This is a genomic window from Sphingobacteriales bacterium, from assembly GCA_016700115.1.
Classification (GTDB): domain Bacteria; phylum Bacteroidota; class Bacteroidia; order Chitinophagales; family UBA2359; genus UBA2359.
Genome location: CP064999.1, coordinates 1,830,864 through 1,857,030 on the forward strand (window position 1 = coordinate 1,830,864; position 26,167 = coordinate 1,857,030).

15 protein-coding genes and 1 pseudogene are annotated in these 26,167 nt (G+C 42.9%); 13 read left to right on the top strand and 3 right to left on the bottom strand.

Annotation, left to right across the window (positions count from 1 at the left end; all coding sequences use genetic code 11):
• Positions 1 to 88 precede the first annotated feature (88 nt).
• From IPM47_06520 to IPM47_06560, 9 genes and pseudogenes are all read left to right on the top strand, one after another.
• Positions 89 to 3,667, top strand: a complete 3,579-nt coding sequence (locus IPM47_06520) for a T9SS type A sorting domain-containing protein (GenBank protein ID QQS30583.1) — start codon at positions 89 to 91, stop codon at positions 3,665 to 3,667.
• Positions 3,668 to 3,745: 78 nt separating this feature from the next.
• Positions 3,746 to 5,533 (top strand): PKD domain-containing protein, encoded by a 1,788-nt coding sequence (locus IPM47_06525; GenBank protein QQS30584.1) that lies wholly within the window; start codon positions 3,746 to 3,748, stop codon positions 5,531 to 5,533.
• A 75-nt stretch (positions 5,534 to 5,608) separates the two neighbouring features.
• Complete coding sequence (locus IPM47_06530) at positions 5,609 to 6,199, top strand: T9SS type A sorting domain-containing protein (GenBank protein QQS30585.1); 591 nt, start codon at positions 5,609 to 5,611, stop codon at positions 6,197 to 6,199.
• Between the two features lie 6 nt (positions 6,200 to 6,205).
• Positions 6,206 to 7,720, top strand: a complete 1,515-nt coding sequence (locus IPM47_06535) for a T9SS type A sorting domain-containing protein (protein QQS30586.1) — start codon at positions 6,206 to 6,208, stop codon at positions 7,718 to 7,720.
• A 177-nt stretch (positions 7,721 to 7,897) separates the two neighbouring features.
• Positions 7,898 to 9,475: a PKD domain-containing protein gene (locus tag IPM47_06540; GenBank protein QQS30587.1), complete on the top strand. Its 1,578-nt coding sequence runs from the start codon at positions 7,898 to 7,900 to the stop codon at positions 9,473 to 9,475.
• Positions 9,476 to 9,698: 223 nt separating this feature from the next.
• Positions 9,699 to 10,502, top strand: coding sequence for a helix-turn-helix domain containing protein (locus IPM47_06545; protein QQS30588.1), 804 nt, complete (start codon positions 9,699 to 9,701; stop codon positions 10,500 to 10,502).
• Positions 10,503 to 10,538: 36 nt separating this feature from the next.
• Entirely contained in the window at positions 10,539 to 10,766 is a 228-nt protein-coding gene (locus IPM47_06550) for a transposase (protein QQS31406.1), read from the top strand.
• Positions 10,767 to 10,772: 6 nt separating this feature from the next.
• Positions 10,773 to 12,248: pseudogene (locus IPM47_06555) on the top strand (IS1182 family transposase).
• Between the two features lie 175 nt (positions 12,249 to 12,423).
• Complete coding sequence (locus IPM47_06560) at positions 12,424 to 12,618, top strand: T9SS type A sorting domain-containing protein (GenBank protein QQS30589.1); 195 nt, start codon at positions 12,424 to 12,426, stop codon at positions 12,616 to 12,618.
• Between the two features lie 259 nt (positions 12,619 to 12,877).
• Here IPM47_06560 and IPM47_06565 read toward each other — a convergent pair whose 3' ends face one another.
• Both IPM47_06565 and IPM47_06570 read right to left on the bottom strand, forming a co-directional pair.
• The gene (locus IPM47_06565) at positions 12,878 to 18,802 is read right to left on the bottom strand and encodes a hypothetical protein (GenBank protein ID QQS30590.1); all 5,925 of its coding nucleotides are present in this window, start codon (positions 18,800 to 18,802) and stop codon (positions 12,878 to 12,880) included.
• Positions 18,803 to 18,934: 132 nt separating this feature from the next.
• Positions 18,935 to 19,273, bottom strand: coding sequence for an MGMT family protein (locus IPM47_06570; GenBank protein QQS30591.1), 339 nt, complete (start codon positions 19,271 to 19,273; stop codon positions 18,935 to 18,937).
• A 231-nt stretch (positions 19,274 to 19,504) separates the two neighbouring features.
• Here IPM47_06570 and recN point away from each other — a divergent pair, with 231 nt between their 5' ends.
• Positions 19,505 to 21,160, top strand: coding sequence for a DNA repair protein RecN (gene recN / locus IPM47_06575; protein QQS30592.1), 1,656 nt, complete (start codon positions 19,505 to 19,507; stop codon positions 21,158 to 21,160).
• A gap of 20 nt (positions 21,161 to 21,180) precedes the next feature.
• Here the strand turns inward: recN and IPM47_06580 are convergent, their stop codons facing one another.
• A complete protein-coding gene (locus IPM47_06580) occupies positions 21,181 to 22,767 on the bottom strand; it encodes an FAD-dependent oxidoreductase (protein ID QQS30593.1) in 1,587 nt (528 codons plus the stop codon).
• A gap of 248 nt (positions 22,768 to 23,015) precedes the next feature.
• Between IPM47_06580 and IPM47_06585 the strand changes: the two genes are divergently transcribed.
• The 3 genes from IPM47_06585 to paaA are packed head-to-tail and all read left to right on the top strand — an operon-like array spanning position 23,016 to position 26,076.
• Positions 23,016 to 23,579: a TetR family transcriptional regulator gene (locus IPM47_06585; GenBank protein ID QQS30594.1), complete on the top strand. Its 564-nt coding sequence runs from the start codon at positions 23,016 to 23,018 to the stop codon at positions 23,577 to 23,579.
• A gap of 13 nt (positions 23,580 to 23,592) precedes the next feature.
• Entirely contained in the window at positions 23,593 to 25,056 is a 1,464-nt protein-coding gene (locus tag IPM47_06590; GenBank protein ID QQS30595.1) for a Fic family protein, read from the top strand.
• Between the two features lie 30 nt (positions 25,057 to 25,086).
• Entirely contained in the window at positions 25,087 to 26,076 is a 990-nt protein-coding gene (gene paaA, locus IPM47_06595; protein QQS30596.1) for a 1,2-phenylacetyl-CoA epoxidase subunit A, read from the top strand.
• Positions 26,077 to 26,167: the final 91 nt, after the last annotated feature.

Sequence of the window (26,167 nt, forward strand, 5' to 3'; positions counted from 1 at the left end):
ATAAGTAAGGCACCCCAAAACCCTATTTTAGCGGAATGATAAACCGATTATGATACATTTGCTTCAACAACCAAAACATTTATTTTTTATGAACAAAAACCAAAACCCGTTTTTTCGCTTAGTTGCGATTGTTTGCATTAGTTTAATTTTTAATGGGGGGGGGGTGAATAGCCTCTTTGCCCAAATTATACCTTGTACTATTCCACCACCAGATGCATGCATGTTGATTTGCAATCCAGATTTTAGCCCACCAGATCCCTGCGCAAGCTCAATTGATGTTGGTGATGATCAATATGTAGATTTATTTGATGGGTATGATTATGCTCTGAATGTGTTTGCCAATCCAACGGAATGTCCCGGTTTTGAAGGATGGTCGAACATCTTCGGTACTCCTGATTATAACTATCCGGGTCTAATCGGCGCGGGAGGTTACACGCCTACTGATTGGACATTAGTACGTATGTTTAGCAGTGCTCAAAATGTAACGGGTGAAGGCTGTTGTCAACGTACTGAAGGTGTAAGAGCAGAAACATTACTTACCGCAGGTAACGATTATATTTTGACCTACTTGCGTGAATCTTATAATAAATATCCTGATGAAGTCGGCCCGTTAGGTGGTAGTTCCTGTAATTCATTTGGCTCAAGCACCTCAAATATTCTTGATTTAATACACACAAGATTTACTGACGATGCCCTCATTTCTTGGCCGACTTCTTCGATTAACATCAACACACCCAGTCAATATCAGGAAGTAGGTTTAGAACAAAATATTAACAGTTCTGAACCTTGGACAAAAGTAATTCATTGTTTTAATGCTACTCAAAATTGGAATACCCTATATATTTATCCCGAACAACTACCTTGCAATGGAAAAGTAGCCTTGTATCTCGATCGGATTGAGTTGGTGCCTGATGATTTCAGCAACGTGCCGACAGAAGTATGGTTGCCATGTGAATTGGCCAATATAGGCATAGATATTGGGATAGATGTTTGTCATGCCATTACTGATGTTGGTTATGAATGGGCTTATTGGGAGGAGAGCTTGCAGTTGTGGATCGCACTTCCGGAAACAGAAACGGTAATAACAGTCAATCCTTCTCAAACAACTCAATATAAATTGACAAGATATATAATGGAAAATCCACTGTATCCTATCATTGATAATGGCGATTGTATTGGGAAAGAAGTCATCATAACTGTAACCCGACCATTCTGCTGTGAAATTGACGGTGTGCCGCCTTTACCTGACATAGACACCGTTGACGAAATGTACTGCTGCCTGCTCGACACAGACTTCACCCTTACCCCCGACAGCCCATTAGCCACTGCTTACGAACCTGCTCAACCTAATAGGATTGGTTATGTCGCGGCTTCCGGTACATGGACTGAAAGTAGCAATCCTTTTGTAACACTTGGTTTAATCAACTCAGGCGATGATGTATTATTGGATGTAGATATAGTAGTTCCTTCAGGAGTTACGCTGATTTTAACCAACGACCTCGTTATCAGATTCGCCCATAGCAGACGAATAATTATACAAACGAACGGAAGCCTCAAACTTGTCGGAGATAACTTACTGCTTACAGGGCTATGCAATACCGTTTGGCAGGGCATACAAGTTCAAGGACCCGGAATAGATGGCGTGCGTCAAAAAACAGTGGGGGGAATAACAAATTATGGATATTGTGAAGTGTCGGGACAACAACCCGTTATTCAACACGCAATTATTGGCATTTCGGGAATGGAGATACCGTTGATGGATGTTCCCACGTTGGCAAGTGCGTTGCTTACACTGAATAGCATATTTATACCCAACGGAAGCGGTTGGACTCCTACCATTAAAATGGTCTTGCTCAATACTTTTACCAACTCCACTTTATCTCATTCAACCGCAGGCGGGGTAGTGGCCATCCAAAAACGCCCCCTGTTCGACGATTGTTTGGTAGGCATTAACTTGAGTTGGTTCAATAATGTTAAATGCGACTACCCGTCATCTGACCCCTTCAACCCCACCCTCCCTTGCGAGGAAAGTTATATTTATACCGCAGATTTTTTCAGTACTAATTTGGTATTCCCGTTCAACATCCTTAGCACAACCGTTACTACTGAAGCAGGTGTGGAACTCTTGCGCTATAAAAATCTTGTTATCGGCGATGATTCCTACAGTGCCAATCACAACCATTTTGACAATAACAAGTTTGCCATAAGAGCCATAGAATCCGATGGGCTACAGATTGGCGGCAACGATTTCGAAGATTGTACATCTGGAGTGTCTATCAGCAACGGCATTCTGAACCCAGTCGCTTTGGGCAATGATGTGTCACACAATAATTTCCAAAACTGTACCATTGGCATTCAGTGCGGCTTTACGCATATACGCATTACAGAAAACAATATCAATCCTACTGCACCACCCGCAGCTAACAATCTGGGTATATTTTTATATGGCAGCAGTTTTCTGGTCGAAAGCAATCAGGTGTCTGATGTGCGTGTCGGTGCTGCCTTGTTGTCTAATAATGATCATAATCTCGTCCGGCTCAATACCTTTACCAACAATAGCCTTTGTGTAGGGCTGTATGGCGATAATACCGGAACGGACGTGGTTTGTAACGACTTCTTCCAATATTCGATAATGGCTATGTACTCTGGCAATTTCGTCAGCTTCGACCCCAATTATCCCTCCGAAACAGGATTACTTGGTGACCAAGGTAGTTGTACAGCTTTAGCTCCGTTTCCTGCCGACAACACATTTAATGTAAATTCAGCACTTTATGAAATCTATTCCCTTAATGCCGCAAACTTTTTCTATTACTACCGCAACACAGCACCTTATATACCCCAAGATAGGTTTAATCAAGGAGTAACTGTAACTACTCAATCTTGTTCAAGTCCGGTTTCAATTGGGGAGAATCCACTTTGTATGCAAGGGCGGAGCGAGCGGAGCGATGAAGAAATTATGGCAGAACCCGATGAAAGATTGCGCAACCGCGAAGCTAAAATTACAGCAGATGATTATTTGCATCTTCAAAACGATATAGAAGCAGCACTCAATCTGCTCGAAGGCATCAATACAGATATGGGGCGGCGGTTGCTGATACCACAATACATCAATGACGAACGCTATGAAGATGCACAAACCTTAATTGATGAGTTGCCCGAAACTCAACCTGAAGAGAGTAACTATAAGCAAATTAGCCAAATATATAAAAATATGGCGCAAAATGGGCAACACCTTTTGGAACTGAACTCGGAAGATGAAGCAACTGTAAGGCAAATAGCACAGGGTTATACCAAATCCTCCTTTGCTGCCCGCAACCTGTTGCTATCGCTTTATGGTGAAGAATATGCCCTTACGCTCCCGTCTTTGGATTCTTTGGCAAATGTAGCCATATCGTTTAAAACACAGCCACTTCCTTTAGAATTAAATGGGTTATACCCGAATCCTGCTAAGGATGCCATTCATTATGATGCAAACGTTTTGCCATCAAGCACCGTAGTCAATATCCTTATTTACAATTTTCAGGGTCAAAATATCATCAATTATACCGCTAAGGGAGGCGATATTTTAAACATTAGCGCTGATAAATTGCCTGTAGGAATGTACTTTTATCAAATTTCACACAATGGGCAGATAGTAATCAAAGACAAATTGGTACTTCTGAAATAAGCCCGTACATTCTAACTGCCTGCTATGCCTTATGTATAGTGGGCAGTTATTATTATTGTATCATTCCCAAACAATACCATGCAAAAAATTATATTCTTATTTACCGCACTACTGTTGCAGGGATATTACATATTAGAAGCGCAGCAGAAGTATTTTGAGCGAACCTATTTAGTGCAGGACATAAGCGATGCTCGGAATTTTTTTTTAAATCAAGATGGCTCCTATACGGTTATTGGGAATTCAATGTCCGTTCCTAATCTTATTGGTGCCCCTTTCTATATGCGTTTAAACGAATTTGGTGACACTTTGTCACTAAAAAAATATATGTACACAAATAGAAACACTACTATATGGGATGCGGTTGAAACCCAAAATGGTTATGCTCTTGCAATATGTCAGCCCCAAACCGATACTTCAGTTGGTTGCAATGCTCATCTTATGCGTCTTTCATATACAGGAGAATTGTTAAATTTGAGCCTTGCAGGGAGTGACACTATATATCAATCATGGGGCAGATCGATTTTACATACTCTCGATAATGGATATATAATGGCCGGTTTAATTATTCCGGATACCAGCTCACATAACAAACTCTACATTGTAAAACTAAATGTGGACGGCAGCATGGATTGGGAAAAAATCTACGACTATTTTGCGTACCACAACATGTTTATGGATATTTTGCCTGCTACCGATGGCGGTTACTATGTACTTGGTACAATAGGGCGATGGCAAATTGCTCTTCCATTTGGCGGTTGGGAATACTTGGGGGATATACTCATTTACAAAATTGATGATCTTGGAAATGTAGAATGGGAGGAAATTTATTTTGTAGATGAAGAATTTGAAGCGCCTATTTCATTCTGTCAATTTGAAGACGGACAAATTTTTCTTGCCGGAGCAAGAAATTTGTATAATGAGTTGATTATGAAGTTAGATACTTCTTTCAATATCGTTTGGTCTTCATTTGCAGGAGAAGATGTAGGGCAGCCATCCTATATTACGCCTACTCTTGATGGGAATATACTAATATCCGGTGTTTCGTTTGTGGGAGGCACTAATGGATATGTAAGTAAAGTAAGCCCAAACGGAAATATATTGTGGAAGCGCATTTATGGCGATGCAGGGCACGATTATTTTTACACCCACCTCATACTGCCCGATGGGAGCATACTCATAGGCGGTCGCAACGATATGAGCAGCTCGGCAGAAGTGTATGTTGTCAAAACCAACTGTATGGGTTTGGTAACTCCCTTGCCACAGGCGTCGTTTAGCTGGCAAGCCAATGAACCTAACCCCTTAGCCGTACAATTTAACAACTTCAGCCAATATGTATATGCCGACAGCATAGACGGCGGCAAATATATTTGGGAATGGGGCGACGGCAGCCCAAGCACTACCTTCACTTCAGAATCCTTTTCCGAAGTATTTCACTATTACCCTTCTCCGGGCACATATACCGTCACCCTCACCGCCATTGTTTGCCAAGATACCAGCAGCATTCAAGCCACCATCGAAACACTATCCGGCGCGGGCGGCACGGTAGGATTGCCCCCCGACATCCCACCCACTGACCCCCTAAAGGGGGAAAAAACCATGCTTGTTTACCCCAACCCCGCCACAAACACCCTCACCTTTCAACAGGTTTCAAAGTCCCCTTCAGGGGATTTAGGGGTGAACGGGGCAGGAGATTTGGAAATAAAACTACACACCCTCACCGGACAAACCGCCTTGCAAACCACCCTTGCGGCGGGCGAAACTGTCAAAACCATTTCGGTAGCACACCTTCCGGTTGGGATGTATCTCTATGTGGCCGAGCAGGCGGGCAGTGTGTTGGCGCGGGGGAAGGTGGCGGTGGTGCGGTAGTTTAACGCTGTCAGTGCTTTTAATGCCGACTGGGTTTAAAAAAGGTTATATTTACCCTGCCATAACAACGATAATATGGAACCTGCAACCATAACCGACCTCCGTATCAAACCTAATTTTATAGGCACTTCCGACTTTTCCGACACCGCCCAAATACGACACTACTATGATCTGTTGGAAGCCGAACCCGATACCGACCCCTATCTCATTGACTTTTTTAAAATTCTGGAAGAGATCATAGCAGACGGGCGGAATCTCCATGAACTTCAAATCGCCGAAACCGAAGCCCTTGAAGATATAGCACGAGGCACCTCGCCCGCCGCTGTTTATGCACAGTCGCTGTTGGCTATGCCTACTCTTAGTACGTATATACGCCAGACTCAACCTATTCAAATCAGCGGAAAAAAACCGTTCAATACTTCCATAGTCCGAAATGGTTCATGGTTATACCCCAACCCCGCCACCAAAACCTTCACAGTCCACACAACTCTGCCTTGGCAAAGCCTTATCCTCTACAACCTGTACGGGCAAACAGTGGTCGCTTACCACCCAAGTGAATTACCCCACTTGTTACTGCCCGATAACATTAGTAACGGGCTGTACTTAGCAAAACTTACTTTTACTGAAGGAACTATCCAAACCGTTAAATTGCTCGTTTCTAAATAAAGTGCCATGAAACTTATAATTTTTGCTGCCATAATGTTTTGCCTATTCTTTAGGATTGCTGCCCAAAACGACTGCACGCAGGGTGTTTTGTACGACCATATAGGAACGAATGATGAGTTCACCTCAATGGCATCTCTCGATAACGGCGAATATTTATTCGGAGGGAGCGTAACTACAGTCGGCATCGTTCCCGTCAGGAAAAAAATGTATTTTGCCCGAGCGGATGTTTGTGGCGGCAGCGTATGGACTGCGGCTTACGGTCAGAACAACGAGTCATTTGCCGTAACCAAAATACATTACCAATCGGGAAGCAATTTTTTTGTAGCGGCTGTTCAGTACTATCATGACGATTCGGGGCTGTATTCTTTCGGACTTGTCAAGTTAAATTTGTCGGGCGATACTTTATGGGTGCGCAAATATCCTGCGGGTCCTAATAATGCAACGCCTCAAGACGTAATCCAAACAACTGATGGAGGCTTTGCCTTAGTGGGTTATACTCGAAACCTGGTGGACAATTATAACAAGATTTGGTTTATAAAAACCGATAACGAAGGTAATATGGAGTGGGATAATCATTTCAACACAAACAGTATCAACGAAAAAGCAAAACAGGTTATTCAATTCCCGGATGGCGGATACCTGCTTATGGGTCAACAAACCGATATAGAAACTGAGTACATATTGCTTATGCGCACCGATTCACAGGGCATACCGGTTTGGGAGCGCACTTATGGCAACGGCTATTCTTCACTTGGCAACCATATTATACCCTTAGCAGACGGGTATTTGATAGCGGGCGAACAATCGGATATTGAATTTTGGTGGATGAGCAAAGGCGTTTACTTACTCAGAATAGATACGGAAGGTAACATTCTATGGGAACGTACTATCATAGACTGGTTTTTTTCCTGTAGTATTGAGCGGGTGATGCAACTATCAGACGAGATTTTTATTTGTATGGGTAACATGAAATTGGACGAAGGAGAATATGATGGATGGCTGGTTAAAATCAATGGCGAAGGCGAAATAACGTGGGGAAGAACCTATTCCCACCAAAATACCATTAATGCCGTAGAGTATTTTCAGGATTTTCAACCTACTCCCAATGGCGGTTTTTTGATGTGCGGTTATGCCTTCATACCACCTTATCCCGCCACCCTAGATGCCTGGATACTACGTATTGATAGCCTCGGTAATCCCTGTCCTCCCGACAATGGTTGTTGGGTGGTGGGTTTGCCACCTGCCCCCGTAACCCCCTTACCTCCTAAAGGGGGAAATACCATCCTCACCTATCCCAACCCCGCAAAGGAGGAAGTGAATATAACTTTTCCATCGCTTGAAAACGGAAAGTTTGAATGGGTGTTGTATCACTACACGGGCAAACAGATATATGTTTTTTCTGCCAAAGCCGGTGAAACCTTTCAGATACGTACCGACACCTTTGAGTCCGGCATGTATTTTTACAAGGCACTGCTCAATGGCACTGCTTATGCGCAAGGTAAGTTTGTTATAGTTAAATAAATCTCTCACCCTTTAGCCGGCGGTATATGGAACAGTTTGTTTCCATATACCGCCGTTATAAAATGCCACAATATGAAAACAGGTAATTTCATCCATATAATTAGTTTATATTTTCGAAAACATCAAAATGCTTGCTTATTAAAAAGTTGCTGCTACCCCATACCTGTCGAGAATTGCTTGCGGCGAATCATTCCGATTCTGTTCGCCATTTTTTTTACTTTTGCTGCACAGGCACAGGGAAAACATTTCAATAAAACGTATTGGTGGGGCAGAACACATGATGGCAGAAGGTCTATTGAAAATGTTGACAAAAGCATTATAGTGTGTGGAAATTACACAAATATTCAAGGAGGAAATGTACATGGTTACTTGCTAAAGATAAGTGAAACAGGTGATAGTATTTGGCATAAAACCTATCCGTATTTAGGGGAGCAGACCTACTTTAGTCATTTAATATCTATTGAAGGCGGATATGCACTTACTGGGGTAATTCATGCTACTTCAAATGAATTTTCCTACCGTGGTTTTTTGTTAAAAACAGACGAAAACGGCAACCCGCTTCAATTTACTTATACCGGCGAGCCTGCCGATACTATGCCCTCCTACATCTGGGATATGGTACGCACACCGGATGGCGGTTATCTGATGGCAGGGCATAAAATAAACGAATGGATATTTCCGTATTACAGGAAATTTTACCTTGTAAAACTAAACGCTAACCTCCAAACAGAATGGGAACAGGTGTATGACAATTACACTTACAGTAACATATTTAGCGGCATTGCACCCATTTCCAACGGTGGAGGGTATTTGCTTTGGGGGTCAGCAAATATATTTTTAGCCGGCAGTCAAACAAGCGATTTATTACTGGCGAAAGTAGATGTAAACGGATTTATGGAGTGGGACTCAATATATATTCTTGAGCCACCCATACATGGTGCCGGTGTCTTAACTCCCTTATCTGACGGCAATTTTATAGCCATAGCGGCATCGGGCGAAGGCGGAGATACACAACGCATCATCAAATTTTCGCCCGATGGCGTTATTTTGTGGCAAACAACCTATTTCAGCTATGGCTGCGGTATCAGTGCAGCAATAGAGTTGTCTAACGGCGAGTTGGTATTTACTAACTGTTATTATCCACCGGATGATTTTCGAACAGATATGGGCATATTTAAGCTGACCCCTACCGGCAACTTACGTTGGTGGCGACGCTATGGTAATCCGGGGTTTCATGATTACGGGTATGGAATCGACGTTACCCAAGATGGCGGTTTTGTGGTAGCTGGCAGACAAGATACGTCAGGAAGTGCCAAGGTTTGGGTCGTGCGAACCAACTGTATGGGCTTGGTTACACCTATGCCACAAGCCTCTTTCTCATGGCAGGCGGATGCAATCAACCCCTTCTCACTTCAATTTACCAACCTCAGCCATTTTGTATATGCCGACAGTATAGACGGAGGCAAGTATATCTGGGATTGGGGAGATGGCAGCCCTCCTGTTACCTTCCCCTCAGAATCATTTCAGGAAGTGTTCCACAATTACCCTGCTCCCGGCAACTATACCGTTACGCTCACGGCAATAGTATGCCAGGACACTTCAATAGTGCAAGCCACTATAGAAACACTATCCGGCGCAGGCGGCACGGTAGGATTGCCCCCCGACCCACTAAAGGGCGAAAAATCCTTACAGGTTTACCCCAACCCCACCCAAAACACCCTCACCTTTCAACGGGCTTCAAAGGAGGCTGTCTAAAAAGCCCCTCAAAAAGCAGTTCTCATAAATCAAAAAAAGTGATTTAAATATTTTTTTATGAGGGAAAGAAACTGTAACTTTAGGAATAAAAACAAGCGAAATGAAACCACAATTTAAAGCCATACCCGCCAATAAGTTATACGGAAATGAAAAACAATTTAGCCTTGATTTAGTAATTGTGTTATTAATTTTATCTTTGTCATTTTAAAACCGAGTCATAGTTATGTCAAAGGCACTATATATACCTGTAAAAGAGAGTTTTGAGGAAATAAGGAAACTACTTCGTCAGTCACCTGCGATGATTCGTTTACGGCTGTTGATGTTGATAGAGATGAAGAAGGTCGGAGAAAAAGGTATTACGAAGCAGCAGTTAATGGAACGAGTAGGGGTATGGGGTCAAAGTATTAACACATGGCGTAAAAATTATAGAACAGGGGGAATAGAAGCCTTGCTTCACAATGGCAGAAAAGGAAAAACAGGCAGACACTCGGTGTTTACGCAAGAAGAACAAGATAGAATAGAAGAGAAGTTAAAGGATCCCAATAATGGTTTGGCGGGGTATATAGAGTTGCAGCAATGGGTAGAGCAGGAATTTAAAAAGGAAGTTAAGTATAACACGCTACTAAAATATGCGGGCAGGAAATTTGGCAGCAAAGTGAAGGCAGCACGCAAAAGTCATGTGAAAAAGGATGCGGAGGCTGTAGTTTTTTTTAAAAACTTTAGTTCAAAAATAGCGGAAATAGCGTTGTCTGTTCCGCCATGCTATGACAGCATAAATTTATACTTTCAGGACGAGAGCCGCTTTGGTCTGCATACCAGGCACGGGAGGGGATTGACCGCCAAAGGCATACAGCCGGTTTGCAATTTCCAGCAGGTGTTTCAATACACTTATCTTTTCGGAGCATTTTCTCCCGTAACGGGGATCAGTTTCAGTTGGAAATGCCTTGTTGCAGTGCAAATACCTTTCAGGTGTTTCTCCATGAATTTTCCCTTCAAACTCCTGCTGAATACAAAATCATTGTTTTAGACAACGGGGCTTTCCACAAGGCAAAAAAAGCTCAAAATACCCGAAAATATTTTTCTTGTCTTTCTGCCTCCTTACAGTCCCGAACTCAATCCAGCTGAAAAAATATGGCACCACATCAAAAGAAAGTTCACCAACAAACACTTCACAAGCCTTGAACTAATCAGCAACTTCTTTACTGAAACAATAAATAACATTACACCGGATATGGTAAAATCTATCTGTAGTTACCAATATATCTGCTTAAATACCTTTTGGGCTGTTTAAAATGTCATTTCCGTATTAAGCCTGTTTCCTGAAAACATTTTTGACAAGATACCGGCAAACCATCCCGTTATGTTAGTAAATGAATTGGTGGATGGTTTGGATATAGACCACATAATCAAGCAATATAAAGGCGGAGGTACGACGAGTTATCATCCCGCATGATGTTAAAAGTATTGTTCTACGCCTATTTAAACAATATTTATTCGTGTCGTAAAATCGAAAAAGCGTTACATGAAAACATTCATTTTATGTGGCTTTCGGGGAATAGCCTGCCCGATTACAGAACCATCAATTATTTTCGGGGCAAAAGGCTGAAGGGAGTATTCAGCAGTTGTTCGGGGATGTGGTTCGCATGTTACAGAAGTTGAAATATGTCAGCCTTGAAGTCCAATACATAGACGGTACGAAGATAGAATCGGCATCCAATCGTTATCGTTTTGTGTGGAAAGGGAGTGTAGAGAAAAACAAAGCGAAATTGGAAAAGAAAATACAGGCAATCTTGTCGGTAATAGAATCACAGATTAAAGAAGACCAATCGGAACCGGATGGGGAGGATACCTCCAAAGCCATTGACAGCAAAGAGCTAAAAGAAATGCTGTCAAAGTTGAACAGCGAAATAAAAGACAAAGACAAAACCATCCAAAAGCAGTTAAAAAAGTTGGCAGAAGAACACCTGCCCAAATTGGAGCAATATGAGCAACAGCTGGAAACGCTTGGCGGGAGGAACAGCTACAGCAAGACAGATGAGGATGCTACCTTTATGCGCTTGAAAGATGACCACATGCAAAACGGTCAGCTGAAACCGGCTTACAATGCACAAATCAGTACCGAAGATCAGTTCATTACCCATTACAGCATCCACCAAACGCCTGGCGACACCACGACTTTAGAAAAGCACCTCGACGGTTTTGAACAACAATACGAAACCCAAAGCAAAGAAATATCAGCCGATGCAGGTTATGGAAGCGAAGAGAATTACGAAATGCTGGAAAACAAACAAATAGCCGCTTATGTGAAATACAATTATTTCCACCATGAGCAAAAAAGGCTCAAAAGAATAATCCATTTCTGGTTCAGAACTTATACTACAACAAACAGGAAGATTATTATGTATGTCCGATGGATAAAAGGATAGAGTTCGCCGGAAAAGGCAAACGGATAAGTTCCAATGGTTATGAATCAGAATTGCATTATTATGAAGCCAAACATTGTGAAGGGTGTCCGATGCGGGAAATGTGCCACAACTCACCCGGAAATAGAAGGATGGAAGTCAGCCATAATTTGAACCGGCACAGAGACAGAGCAAGAGAACTGCTTACTTCCCCAAAAGGGTTATACTACCGGAGCAAACGACCGGTAGAAGTAGAAGCAGCATTCGGACAAATGAAAAGCAACAACAAGTTCACAAGGTTCACATTAAGGGGGCTTGATAAGGTTGCTATTGAATTTGGGTTAATGGCAATAGGGCATAACTTGAGAAAATTGGCAAAGAAGAAGGGAAATGCACAAAAAAACGGTCAAAATCCCTCAAATACCGACCAAAATCAAGCAATAGTACTCCACTTTATCATTTTTGATAGTGCATGGGACATAGCCGCTTAATTTTCAGCTTAAATTAACCCACAATGTGGATGCTTTTTAGACAGCCTCTTTAGGGGTGAACGGGGCAGGAGATTTGGAAATAAAACTCCTCTCCCTCACCGGTCAGACCGTGCTGCAAACCACCCTGCCTGCAGGCGAAACCGACAAAACCATTTCGGTAGCCCATTTGCAAGAGGGGATGTATTTGTATTCCGTTGAGCAGGCGGGCAGCGTTTTGGCACGGGGTAAGGTGGCGGTGGTTAGGAAGTGAAAAGTGAAAAACTAAAAACTAAAAGTGAAAAACCTGAAAGTGAAAAACCTGAAAGTACTGAATATGAATAGCCATTGTCAATTGCCAATTGTCAATGGCAAAAAAACCTGTAAGGTAGCTTTTTTAAAAACCTCATAATCTTGCCAAAACTATGAGGTTTGACATTCGCATGGGCAATCAGGGATGACAACCGGCACACCTTTAACTGTTGATATATTTCGCTAAGAAACAAAACAATTTGAATAACCCAAGAAAGACACTAATACCTGACTTGGGGGATGCCAATTTTACTGATATTAGGTTGCAGGTAGTTAAAGTCGGTAATGGTTACATTTTTATCCATATTCAAGTCTGCTTCGATATATTGGTTGATCATACCGGATTGTTGCTGATAACGGTTAAAATCGGCAACCGAAATAACCCCGTCTGCGTTGATATCGCCGGAGGCAAGCGCAAACAGCCCGCCGTCCAAAACGGCTAACTGTCCGATACCTCCCATAACATTTGAGGGCTGCGTAAAGTCATAAGCCGTATAATTGGGCACATTAATAGGTGAGCTGCTCATTACGTCTAAATGATTGCGGCTTCGGACAATGAAATAATAAGCGGTATTCGGGTTTAGGTAGAAAAACTGAACCCCTTCTGTTCCGTAAATATCGGTCAATATTCCATCGTTTCGAAGAAAAACAGCCCTTTGTTCAATGATCAGGTTCATATTGGCGGCACTTCGGGCTTCGACCATCACCCAATCCACTGCATCAGGGGGCACGTTTTCGGGAAAAGTAACATCCTCAATAGACCCGGGATATTCCCAGGGCAGGGTATAAAAAGGTTGGAAAGGTGGAACTAAGTTTCCGTTTTTCAGATGAGTGTCCATGAGGCCGGTAATGGCATTGTAAGGGCCTTGAAGTCTTACTTTTGCTCTGAACAACGTGTAAGGCAAATCAATAATGATGAGAGTTATTGGGGTTCGGCTTCTTGAAGGACATCCGGTCAGGTTGCTAAAGGTTTCTACATAATAGGTAAAAGTGCCAAAAGCTGCACCCGGGTTGGGGGTATAAGAAAGACCGGTAGCAAGCGGAGTGCCATCAACAGGTTGTGCATACCAAATATATTCAATGTCCGGCCCTGCATTTTGAACTGCAAGTTCCGGAATGGGTTGCCCTTCGTCAATGCTGATGGTGTCGGCAACAGCCACAGCAATGGCAGGTCTTTCTAAAACTGTCAGCGAAACAGGAGTGCGGACGGGATTGGTGCATCCTCCTGCAAGATGAGTGGCCTCGACATAAAAAGTGTAGATATTTGGGAAATTGGTAGCCACCTCCGGGGTAAATTCAGTTCCGGTATATACCGGTATGCCTCCGGAGGGCTGATTGAACCAGTTGTATTCATAATTGATGCCTTCGTTTAGAACACTCAGCTCAACGGGTAGGTCGTGCGAGCAGATTTCGGCCGAAAGCGGGTTATTCACTGCCGGCCATTCCATCAGGTCAATTTCTATCGGTCGCAGGCGGTTGCATCCGGTAATATTGTCCGACATCTGAACATAGAGGGTTTGTTGTCCGAAAGGCAGGTTGGCTGCCGGGGTAAAGGTGTTGGTAGCGGCGTTAAAATTTCCGGCACTTTGTGTGGCCGCAGGAGAGGTAAACCACCCCGAAATAGTATAAACATTGCCCGGATTGTTGAGTGCCGGACTAACCGGTTGGTAGTTGCATATACTAAGGGGCTGCAACACGAGGTAGGGCAAAATGAGAGCGTTGTTTTGAAGTGCAGTGGGAGTTGCATTGAAACCGGAAGAGGCTTCGATAAGTCCGTTATTGATAAAACTACCCTGATTGCTATGATTAAACCCAAATGTGGTTTCAATCAAACCGTTATTGGTAAAAACACAGGTGGCATTGTTTTTAAACCTTCCATCCGTACTGATGAATCCACAGGTCTGATTGGTGCATTGCAGTGGGGTAGCACTGCCATTGGTATTGTAAAAAGAGTCAAAAGTATTTTGCCGGAGTTGTATGGCTCCGTTGTTGGTAAACACAAAAATATCGGCATATCCGGCATTTTCTATACCTTCCCGCTGCGTATTAAAGACTTTAATATTTCCGGTAGTACCAAAATTAAAAGTACCGCCATAATTGGTGTTTCGAAGTCCTTCTTCGCCCGTTTGTTCAATGCGGATATTTCCCGGGTTGGTAAAAGCAAAAGCAGTAGCCGAATAGCTGGCGGCTGAGGTGTAAATAGATTGGTTCAAAATTCCGTTTTTGGGAACTTGCAACACTTCAATTAATCCGCTGTTGGTAAACTGGAACAGACTGTTCGTGTTGTTGTTAAATAGTGCCTGTGCGTTTTCGGTCAGGTTTTCAATGAGCAAACTTCCCTGATTGTTAAACACCAATTGCGACATGGGGTATGTAGAACTGTTAGTCATCGTTTCGTTATAAACCGCATCCTGTCCAAGTGTATGCAGGTGGATATTGCCGCTTGCTGTGTTGGTAAAGGCAAAGTTGTTGCAGCGGTAGTCGTAGTTGTGAATACCCCGGCCGCTTATATTACTGATTGTCAGTTGACCGCTGTTGATAAACTGGAAAGCATTGTTTTGTGTGGAAGCGCTCCGGGTGGTAAAGTTATAGATGCCGCTTAAAGCGGTATTTTGAACATGGATGTTTCCGTTTGTCTGATTGTTGAAATGAATAACACTGGTGTTGTTTTCTACAAAATTGTAAATTCCGTAGGCTGCAGAGGATTGCAAATTAAGCGGAGCATTGTTGAAAAAAAACAAAGAGTCGTTGTTGGCATAATTATAAACAGATGACAACCCCGTTTGTGAAATATTGACAATGCCACCGTTGTTGCGGAAAGTGGCGACGGGGGTAAAACTGCCCGATTTACGGCTCCGGTTGTAAATACCTTGTTCGATAGAGTTGAGAATATTAAGGGTGCCGAGATTGGTAAAATTGACGTTGTCTCCGGCATCTGCATAGTTGTAAAGTCCGGCAAAATTTGTACCGTCAATATTGATTGTTCCGTTGTTGGTAAAGTTCAGATTGGTGATTTCGTAGCTGTAATCAGGCGGAGTAGGGGTGCTGTTATAGCTTCGGTTATACAGTCCGTATTGCTGACTTTGAAGGATATTGATAACCCCGTTATTGTTTACATTCAGGGCATTTCCACGCTCGTTATAGTTGTAGAATGCAGCAAAAAGGGTTTGGCTCAGGTGAATATTCCCCTGATTGACAAAATTCATTACGGTGGAATACCCTGCCTGATCTTCGCGGTTTTGGTTGAGGATTCCATACTCGTTTGTTCGTGAAATGGTCAGCGAAGCGGTGTTGCTGTTGGTAAAAGTCAGATTGCCCCGGTTGCCGTAGTTTTGCAACCCGTCGAGTTTGGTGCTGTCAATGCTGATTTGACCGTTGTTGGTAAAATGGAGTTGAGCCAATAATGAAGGACTCGTTTGGGTAACCTGATTGTAAATCCCTTCTTCGCGGATGGTATCAACGGCGATGCTGCCGTTATTGACAAAGTTCAGCACAGCGTTGTTGTTTTCAGCAAAATTATTGATTCCCCTGAATCTGGTTTTGCTGATGTCAATTGTACCGTTATTGGTAAAAGTAAGCGGTTGCCCCCGGTAGGTGTAGTTATAAATTCCCCGTTCATTAGAATTTTCCACACGTATAAATCCTGTATTGGTAAAATTGAGCAGTACGGGAAAGGCTTCGATAGTTGCACGGTTATAGCAATACAAACCTTGCTGTGTGGTGTTGGCAATATTGATACTGCCGGCACTTTGGGCGTTGATGGTTCCGTTGGCGTTGTTAAAAATCAATCCGTGGTTGAGCGTTCCGTTAATATTGATTTGCCCGGTGTTGTTAAAATTCAGGGTAGTAGGATAAGGTGCTTCTTCCTGACGGTTGAGGTTGTAAAAACCCGCTTCACCGGTTGAGTTGGTTTGGTTGATGACCTGATAGTTGTTAAAGTTGATGGTTCCGTCCCGGCTGAAGTTGTATAGCCCAGCAGTTCCGGTATTTTCAATATCAATCAGGGCATTGTTGTTAAAAGTGATGACGGCTCCGTTGTCGGTCAGGTTATAAATACCGCGGGTGCCGCAGTTATTCAGGTCTATTGTATTGTTGACATTCATGGTTAAAATGCCATTGGTGGTGGCATTTTGATACATTCCGTTATCTGTTACATTCGAAATACTGACCGGGCCGGAAAGGTTAATAGTATGTGTTCCGTTTTGACTATACACATACCAACCCTCATCGCTGCAATTTGAAATGTTCAGGGTTCCGGTATTTGAATGGGTAAAGTTAAGTATTGCGGGATAGGAGGCGCTGTTGGAAATACACTCGTTATAGATGCCGTCTGCCGTGATATTGCTGATATTGATGGCACTGCTGTTGGTGAAATTGATGGTTCCGTTCAGCCCGTAAAGATAAATACCGTTAATCATGCAATTTGAAATGTTCAGAGGGGTTTGATTATTGAAAGTAACCGAACCTCCGGTGAGGGTGCTGACATAAATGCCCTGCCGGTTGATATTGGCGATATTAACATCTCCATAGTTGGTAAATGAAACCTGTCCCCCGTTTTCAGCGGTTAATCGGAACCCATCGCTTTGATTGACGTGGTTGATAAGCAGATGGTTAAAATTATTGCACTCCATATAATGACGGTTGCTATAGCTGTAAAAACCCTGCTGTTGAGCATAGTCAATGTCAATAGTGCCAAAATTGCTGAACTGAAAGGCACAGGCATAATTACCGGAGCTTTTGTTTTGACGGTTGAATATGCCTCTGTTTCCGGCACGTCTGACCACAAAATTGCCGTTGTTGATAAACGAAAGTTGCCCGTTATCGGTATTGTTGTATGCCCCATAAGAGGTGGTGCTGTCAATACGGATTAACCCGTCATTGATGAAATTGAGGATGGCAGTGGTATCGGCTGTTTGGTTGAGCGCTACCGTATTGTAAAGCCCGTAAACGGCAACGGTATCTATATAGATGCTGCCGACATTGAAAAAGTTGATTTTGGAAAAAGTGTTGTTGCAGTAGTTGGTTACTCCGCCATCAACTGTGCGTGAGGTTCTTATGATATGGTGATTGGTAAAGTTAAGCTCATGCTTCATGCTCTCGTTGCGAAGCCCCTGAGAATTGGTCTGCCGGATGGTAATAGTTCCCCAGTTATGAGCTTCAAAATAGGGGTTATAACTCAGGTCGTCCTGACGGTTGTGGTTGTAAAGCCCGCGCTGATACAGGTTGGCATTGTTTCCCGTTTTTTTAACGGTTATAGTAGCACCTGTCCGGTTGTAGAGGTAAAATGTGCCCTTGTTGTTGTAATTGTAAATGCCATGCTGACCGGTACTGTCCACCGTGATATTGCCGTAATTGTCAAAAACGAAGTAAGAGGTAACGGAATTCACATCAGGGCGACATTCATTGACTATCCCTCTGTTGGCACATAAATAAATATTGATATTGCCGTTATTGGTCAAAACCATTCGGCTATTACTCCGGTAGGTGTAGTTGTACATAGCCGATGCGTTGATATTGGTGAGGTTGATACTGCCCGAATTGTTGAACAACAGGGTATCGCTTTCCACATGGTTATAGATGCCGGTACTGTTGATATTAGATAGAGACAAGATGCCGGTATTGGTAAAAGACGGATTATAGGTATTCGTTCCTCCGTTGGTAGTGGTAAAAATACCCCGGTCGGTGGTAGTGCTGACAGTTACAGATCCATTATTGACAAAATGACCTTTGTTGCTGTAAATCCCGTAGCTTCCGGTGTTTTGCACGATGAATGCCCCACCGATTGCCACAGTAAAAGTGGAGTTGTTGCGAATATATAAGCCATAGCAAGACCCTCCGCCACATCCGGTTCCATTAATGGTGATGCTTCCTCCGGCAGCAACTGTAAGTTGCGCGTTGTTTAGAATTTCTATATAACGGACTGTTGCTGCTGCACTGCTGATGACCGGATAGGACTGAGATCCCGAAACAACAGGTATAAAAGCACGGTCTGAAGCTCCGGGCACAACTCCCCCTATCCAGTTGCCCGGAGTGTCCCAGTTATTGCTGACATTCCCTTGCCATGTGATATCGGCAGCAAACAACAAGGATGTGGTAAAGTGTAAATACAATATAAAGGCAGCAGGCTGGAGTAGCTTTTGTTTCATATCGCAACTATATGTTTAGAAGGTGTTTCAATAATTTCTGAAAAAAGGTCAGTAGCAACTTTAATTCTGACTTGTAAGGTTTTTACAATTGTAAAGCGTTATATGAAGGTAAAGCTAAGAACATTTCAATGTTTATAGATGCAGTTCTTTTGCGGGATCCCAAAAAAAACGGTCAAAATCTTGCACACAGTCATCTTTTACCATAATTCCTTCGCTTTCCAGTAGCTGTTGCATGGCATCGGGACTACCAAAGTGAAGTTTTCCGGTCAAAACACCTTTTCTGTTCACCACCCTATGTGCCGGAATAGGTGTTGAAAGTGTGTGTGAATTGTTCATTGCCCATCCCACCATTCGCGAAGATCCGCCTGCCCCCAAACATCGTGCTATTGCTCCATAAGTGGTAATCCTTCCATAGGGAATGACTTTTACGACCTCATAGACTTGTTCGAAAAATGATTGTTCATGGCTCATATAGCCTTTGTGTTGAAGGTTTAAAACGATTATAAAAAATCAAACCAAGATACACGTTTTTTTTGCGGAACACCATCATCTGATCGGAACAAGTATAAGTTTTCCCAATTGACAAACCCCTTTGATGTTAAAGGCGACAAATATTCTGTATGATTAAGGGGTGTTAACCCTATTTTTTGCATCTTTGCTAAATTTTTTACACGAATACTATTTTCAGGGCTAATCATTATCATGCTTCAAAAACTGTATGTTAAAAACTATGCGCTGATTGACGAGCTGGAACTATCGCTGACTGATAACCTGAATATCATTACCGGTGAAACAGGTGCCGGAAAGTCTATCATTTTAGGAGCATTATCCCTCATTTTAGGACAAAGGGTTAACACAGCAGCTATTAACAACAACAAAGAAAAATGTATCGTAGAAGGCTCTTTCCTGATTGGGCCATACAGGTTACAGGCTTTTTTTGAAGAAAACGAGTTGGACTATGAAGACGAAACCATAATTCGACGCGAGATTTTGCCTTCGGGTAAATCAAGAGCTTTTGTAAATGACATGCCGGTTACCTTAGACATTCTGCAGTCTTTGTGCGAACAATTGGTGAGCCTTCATGCACAACATCAAACCCTGCAACTTTACGATACCGGTTATCATCTTCACATTATAGACACCCTGGCCAATCATACAACGTTGCTAAGCCAGTATGCCGGATTGTTTAAAAACTATCGCAGTAACCTAAATAGCCTGCAAAAGTTGGAAAGTGAGTATGAGCGCTTTCAAAAAGATCTGGACTTTACCCTGTTTCAGTTGAATGAACTTGAAGATGCAAAATTGCACAACCTGAACGAACAAGAGGCGTTGGAAAAAGAACTCAGCCGGCTCAATCACGCTGAATCCATCCGTCAAGCCTTACTTCAAAGTTTGTTTGCCCTTGACGAACAAGAGTTATCAGTCATGCAGCAACTGCGTTCAGTAAAATCATTCCTCGCCGAGGTCGCCCGTTTTACATCTTCAGTTGAAACATTGCTTGAACGGATGGAGAGTGTAAGCATAGAACTTCAGGATATTTGCAATGAACTCGGGATTTTGGAAGGGGATATTGTGATGGACCCCGAAAGAGCGGCAGAGATAAATGACCGGCTCAATGTGATTTACAAACTTCAGAAAAAACACCGGCTCAATACTATCGCCGAGTTAATCGAATTACAGGAAGAACTATCCCGGCAGGTCAGGACGGTCGAACAGTCGGATGAAGAAATAAAAACCCTGAAATCCGAAATAGCGAAAGAACATGCTCAACTTTTACATCTGTCGGGGCAGATTTCGCAACAACGCAAACAACAGCTCCCGGTGTTTGAGCAACAAATCAACAGTTTGCTTGCCGAAGTGGGGATGCCAAACGCATTGGTGAAAATGAAGCATAGTCAGACAGGGTTAACCTTAAATGGTACTGATAATGTGGAAGTGCTGTTTGCAGCCAACAAAGGGTTGCCTCCTTCAGAACTGAGAAAAGTAGCTTCGGGAGGTGAATTGTCGCGGTTAATGTTGTGTATCCAGTCGCTTATGGCCGATAACACCGCCCTGCCTACCCTTATTTTTGATGAAATAGATTCCGGTATTTCTGGCGAGGTGGCACTAAAAGTCGGCAAGGTGATGCAAAAACTCGCCAAGGGTCATCAGGTAATTTGCATCACGCACCTGCCACAAATTGCGAGCAAGGGAAATGCCCATTATTTTGTCTATAAACAAACGGAAAACGACCGTACCTATACAGGAATCAAATTATTGAAACCCGAAGAGCGTGTTTTAGAAATTGCCAAAATGCTCAGCGGCGACCAACCCGGCCAAATGGCAATGGCCAATGCACGGGAACTGCTTGAACAGTAACGACAGGTTTACAGAACAGGTTATTTCAGTTTCGTCATGATTTCATCCGCTGCGATCCGGCCGGTTTCAGCAGAACCATTCATATAACCTTGAAAATCTTCACTGCAATGTTCTCCTGCAAAATAGAAGTTGCCGACCGGTGGAAACTCTTGTCCGGCAATATTTACCCATTGTCCGACTGTATAGCAGGCGTAACTGCCTTTGGTATATGGATATGTTGGCCAATGAAAACGTTTTACCTTGCCATTGTGCATTTTTTGTGCGCCCGGGAAAATCTGCTCTAATTTAGGCAGATAAATAGCCGCTTGTTCTTCGGGTGTGCCTTTGCCGACTTCCCATGCATTTGTTCCGCCCGAATAGGTAGTATATCCGCCCGATCCATCGGTTGATTGCTGAAGCTGACTATTGTCCCAACCGGTTTGAATGCCGTTGTCGGTAAACAGGTAGCCGGTATAGCCGTTGTCCCGCCAGGGGCGGCCGTTAAAGCCCATCATCAGTTTGGCATTTGCCCCATACCCCAACTCGTTGATGGCCCTTGTTTTTTCTGCAGGGAAATTGAGGCTTGCATCCAATTTTACTTCACGAAGCATGGTAAATGGAAGAGTCATTAAAACAAAATCGGCAGTAACTTCTTTAGTCGAGATACCGCCTTTTTGAAAATTAAGTTTGTAGGTATTCCCGGTTTTATAGACGGCTTCTAATTTATGTCCTACCTGAATGGCACCGCTTACTTTTTGGGCCAAAATGTCAACCAAAGTTTGGTTGCCTCCTAAAATTTTGAACCGCTCATCACTTTCACCAAAAATATTAAAATGCCCTTTTGAAGTATCGGTAGAAATAAGATAGAGCAGGCTAACACATGACTGAACATCGGCATTCAGACCGAACTCGGTTACATAGGCCTCTACCAACAGGGATTTTAGCCAACCTTTTGCTCCGATTTTATCTAAATACTCCTCAATCGAAATATAATCGAGTGTTGCGGCAGCCTTGTCAAAATCAGCGTACAGAGCATCAATGTCTTTTTGCATCGGAACAGCAATATCTTTGAACGCCTCAATTACCTGAGTTACCGTATAGTGAATACCATTGAAGAAGAAAGCATCCTTGGTCAGTTGGTTATCCAACTGCATATCGAGCAAGGTCAGATCGTGTTCTTTTGCTAACTCAAGCATATCATCGTGGTTGGTGTCAATAAATTCACCACCCAATTCGGTTGTTAGCCCGTTTCCCATAATATTTTTAGCCGAAAACATTCGACCACCGGTTCTGTCGGAAGCCTCGTAAATTTCAACAACATGCCCTGCTTTTACAAACCTGTTGGCTGCCCGCAACCCGGCCATACCTGCTCCAACAATGACGATTCGTGCAGGCTGTTTATCTTTCTTACAAGTACTTTGAAGAGACGACAATCCTAAAACGCTGGTAACCAATGCACCTTTTGCGGTGGTACTTAAAAACCTGCGGCGGGTGATGGCATGTTCCCGCTCTTTTTCTACTATTTCGGAAACGCTTAAGTCCGGTTCTTTATTAGATTTGATAGCAATGCTAAACGCTTTTTGAATCATGCGCAGCAAAGGGGTACGAGGTGCAGTTGGCTTTTTCATAGGTACATGGTTTGCAAAGTGATGGAATAGCAAATTTATTCGGGGTTAATTTAAGCACTCCTGCTCAATAGTTGTATCAATATTCTATCAAACTTGTTAAAAATACTCAATTTAGCAGCTACTAAAGCCCCCTTTAAATCATCAAAAAGGATTTTTGCCGGTTTAATCTGCAAAGACAGCTAATTTTTTAGTAAAACTTTATTTTATTTCACTAACAATCGTTAGTTTTGTGTGAAAATTCAAAACGGGTGAGTCGGAAAGACCAAATCAGAGAGATTGCTCAGGCTATGTTCAGAGAAAAGGGGTATGCTGCTACCTCTATGCGCGATTTGGCGGCTGCGGTGGGAATTGAAGCAGCCAGTTTATACAACCATATTAAATCGAAGGAAGAACTGCTGAAGGAGATATGTTATGATAGCGCCGAAGAGTTTTTTACTGCCATCAACAAAGTAACCCACTCAACAGCAAGCGCTGATTTGCGCTTGACCTTCGCCATTCAGGAACACGTTAAAGTAGTGACCAATAACTTAGACGGATCGGCGGTTTTTCTGCACGAGTGGCGGTTTTTGACCGAACCCTACCTTTCGGAATTTAAAGCCAAACGGAAGTACTACCGCCTTGAGTTTCAACAGCTCATTGAACAAGGCATCGCAACAGGTGTTTTTAAACCGGTAGATGCAAAATTATACAGCCTCTCCATCCTATCTGCCCTGAACTGGATTTACGACTGGTACAAACCCGATGGGGAACTGACCCCCGAAACTTTGGCCGCACAGTTCAGCTACCTAATATTGGAAGGACTGAACAGGTAAAACATGGATCACAATGCAATTAGATGATAATATACAAGTACAATTTGATGAGATAGCAAAGATTCAAGCCGTAATAGAGTCATTGCGCCCTTTTTCACCCGATGCCGAAGCACGGGTCATGCAAAAGTTGCGCTTAGATTGGAATTACCACTCCAACGCAATAGAGGGAAACACGCTGACTTATGGCGAAACCTTAACTTTCCTGCGATACGGACTCACCGCAAAAGGCAAACCGCTAAAAGACCATTTGGATATTAAGGGACATAACCAAGCCATTGAATGGCTCATGCAGTTTGTCAGGAATAAAGAAACCCTGACTGAAACCGATATTAGAAACTTGCATTGCATGGTCTTAGTCGAACCCTATCAATCGGAGGCGGAAACCCATAATGGACAAAAAACTCTAAAAACCATCACCATCGGAGAGTATAAAAAGCAACCCAACCATGTGCGCACTACAACCGGTGAAATTCATTACTACGCCGCTCCTGATGAAGTAGCTCCCCGAATGTTTAGTTTAATCAGTTGGTATCGTGCAGAAAACGAAAAACAAACGTTGCATCCAATTGTCATAGCGGCAAAGTTTCATCACGAGTTTACCGCAATTCACCCCTTCGATGACGGAAACGGCCGAATGGCGAGACTGTTGATGAATTTAATTCTGATGCAACATCACTATCCACCCATAGTGATTAAACAAGACAAAGCCTCCAGAAATCAATACTACTTTGCACTCAGCCAAGCCGATGCAGGAGATTTATCGCCTTTAATTGTGCTCTTAAAAGAACAACTAATTCACTCCTTACAAATTTATATTAAAGCCGCTAAAGGCGAAAGTATTGAAGAACCTGATGATTTTGAAAAGGATGTAGCACTTTTTAAAAAAGAAATGGATGGATTGGAATCCGTGAAACCCACTCGCACCCTTGCAATACAGGTAATGGTCTATGAAAAAACACTTGCTCCTTTAGTTACAGCTTGTTTTGAAAAGCTAAACCAACTTTCAGACACTTTTGTAACTACTTTCCACTACGCAATAGATAATGACTCAATTCAAAACCAAGCAGTTACAGTCAATTTTTATAAACCGCTTAAAGATGGAAAGTGGCAATTTAAGGATGAAAAAGCACGAATTCTTGCAGATGGCTGTCAGAATTGGCTGCAATGGAAGCTCGTCACAAATAAAGACGATGAAGAATGTCTCTCTTTTGGAGTTTTTTATCAAGGCTTTAACAAAAAAGACTATCAACCATTCAACATCAATGCCCAATTTTTTGTGCGTTTGGGAGCAATGCAGTACGACATTTATTTTGGATTGAGCAGAGAAATCGGCAGTATTCAATATGGTGGACTACAACCCTACTTTACCCGATACTACGACCAAAACATCAGTACCGAAGAAATCAGTACCTTTGCTCAAACAATCGGCAAAGAAACACTAAGTTTCATCAAACAACAGTTAAAACAAATACCCTAATCAATTTCATCACCTCAAAATACGTTTATTATGTACGGAGGAGGATATATTTATGACCCTGAAAAGAAAGATCAGGCTAACATTGTGGAAGACCCTGAAAAATTGGCGCAATTTGAGGCCAAGATTGACAGCGGTGAAAAAATAGAGCCGAGCGATTGGATGCCCTTTGAGTATCGTCGCCAACTGATTCGAATGATTGAGCAACATGCTCATTCCGAAATTATTGGAGCCTTGCCGGAAGGCACCTGGATTACCCGCGCTCCCGGATTTAAGCGCAAAATGGCGTTAATTGCAAAAGTACAGGACGAAATAGGGCATGGACAGTTGCTGTATGCTGCTGCCGAAACTTTGGGCAAACCGCGCGAACAGATGCTGAACGACCTGATGAGCGGCAAATCCAAATATTCCAATGTGTTTAATTACCCCGCTAAAACGTGGGCTGATGTTACGGTGATTGGATTTTTGATTGATGCGGGTGCTATCATCAACCAACTGGCCAACTCTAAAGGCTCTTATGCACCTTATTGCCGTGCTTTGAAGCGAATTTGTGCCGAAGAATCTTTCCATCTGAAACAGGGTTATGAAGGTTTTGTGTATCTGGCAACCGGTACTCCGACCCAACGCGCCATGTTGCAGGATGCGGTTAACCGTTGGTGGCCACCTATTATGCACTTTTTCGGGCCGGCCGACAAGGTTTCGGTTCATACCGAGAAACTGATGCGCTGGCAGGTTAAAATGGATACCAACGACAATATGAGGAACGAATTTTTAGAGCAATATGTCCCCAAAATATGGGAGCTCGGAATTACCGTACCCGACCCTAACCTGCGGAAAAACTCCGAAACCGGACGGTGGGAATATACCGAACCTGATTGGGAGGAGTTTTTCAGAGTCATTAACGGACATGGTCCCTGCAACAAAGAACGGCTCGATGTGCGCAAATGGGTTGAAGAAAGCGGGCGTTGGGTAAGACAAGCATTGTTTAAAACCAACGAAATGTATAAAATGCCGTTGGCATAACAACACCATTCGGTATGGTTCAGGTATAGTTGCCCTTAGGGACAAAAAACAAATTTCAGGCTTTCTGAAATTCCCTGAAACGTATTTGAGA

Coding starts and splice junctions, on each gene's coding strand:
- IPM47_06590 (QQS30595.1), top strand. CDS start 23,593: ATGCAATTAGATGATAATATACAAGTACAATTTGATGAGATAGCAAAG.
- paaA (QQS30596.1), top strand. CDS start 25,087: ATGTACGGAGGAGGATATATTTATGACCCTGAAAAGAAAGATCAGGCT.
- IPM47_06525 (QQS30584.1), top strand. CDS start 3,746: ATGCAAAAAATTATATTCTTATTTACCGCACTACTGTTGCAGGGATAT.
- IPM47_06535 (QQS30586.1), top strand. CDS start 6,206: ATGAAACTTATAATTTTTGCTGCCATAATGTTTTGCCTATTCTTTAGG.
- IPM47_06570 (QQS30591.1), bottom strand. CDS start 19,273: ATGAGCCATGAACAATCATTTTTCGAACAAGTCTATGAGGTCGTAAAA.
- IPM47_06545 (QQS30588.1), top strand. CDS start 9,699: ATGTCAAAGGCACTATATATACCTGTAAAAGAGAGTTTTGAGGAAATA.
- IPM47_06565 (QQS30590.1), bottom strand. CDS start 18,802: ATGAAACAAAAGCTACTCCAGCCTGCTGCCTTTATATTGTATTTACAC.
- IPM47_06530 (QQS30585.1), top strand. CDS start 5,609: ATGGAACCTGCAACCATAACCGACCTCCGTATCAAACCTAATTTTATA.
- IPM47_06580 (QQS30593.1), bottom strand. CDS start 22,767: ATGAAAAAGCCAACTGCACCTCGTACCCCTTTGCTGCGCATGATTCAA.
- IPM47_06520 (QQS30583.1), top strand. CDS start 89: ATGAACAAAAACCAAAACCCGTTTTTTCGCTTAGTTGCGATTGTTTGC.
- recN (QQS30592.1), top strand. CDS start 19,505: ATGCTTCAAAAACTGTATGTTAAAAACTATGCGCTGATTGACGAGCTG.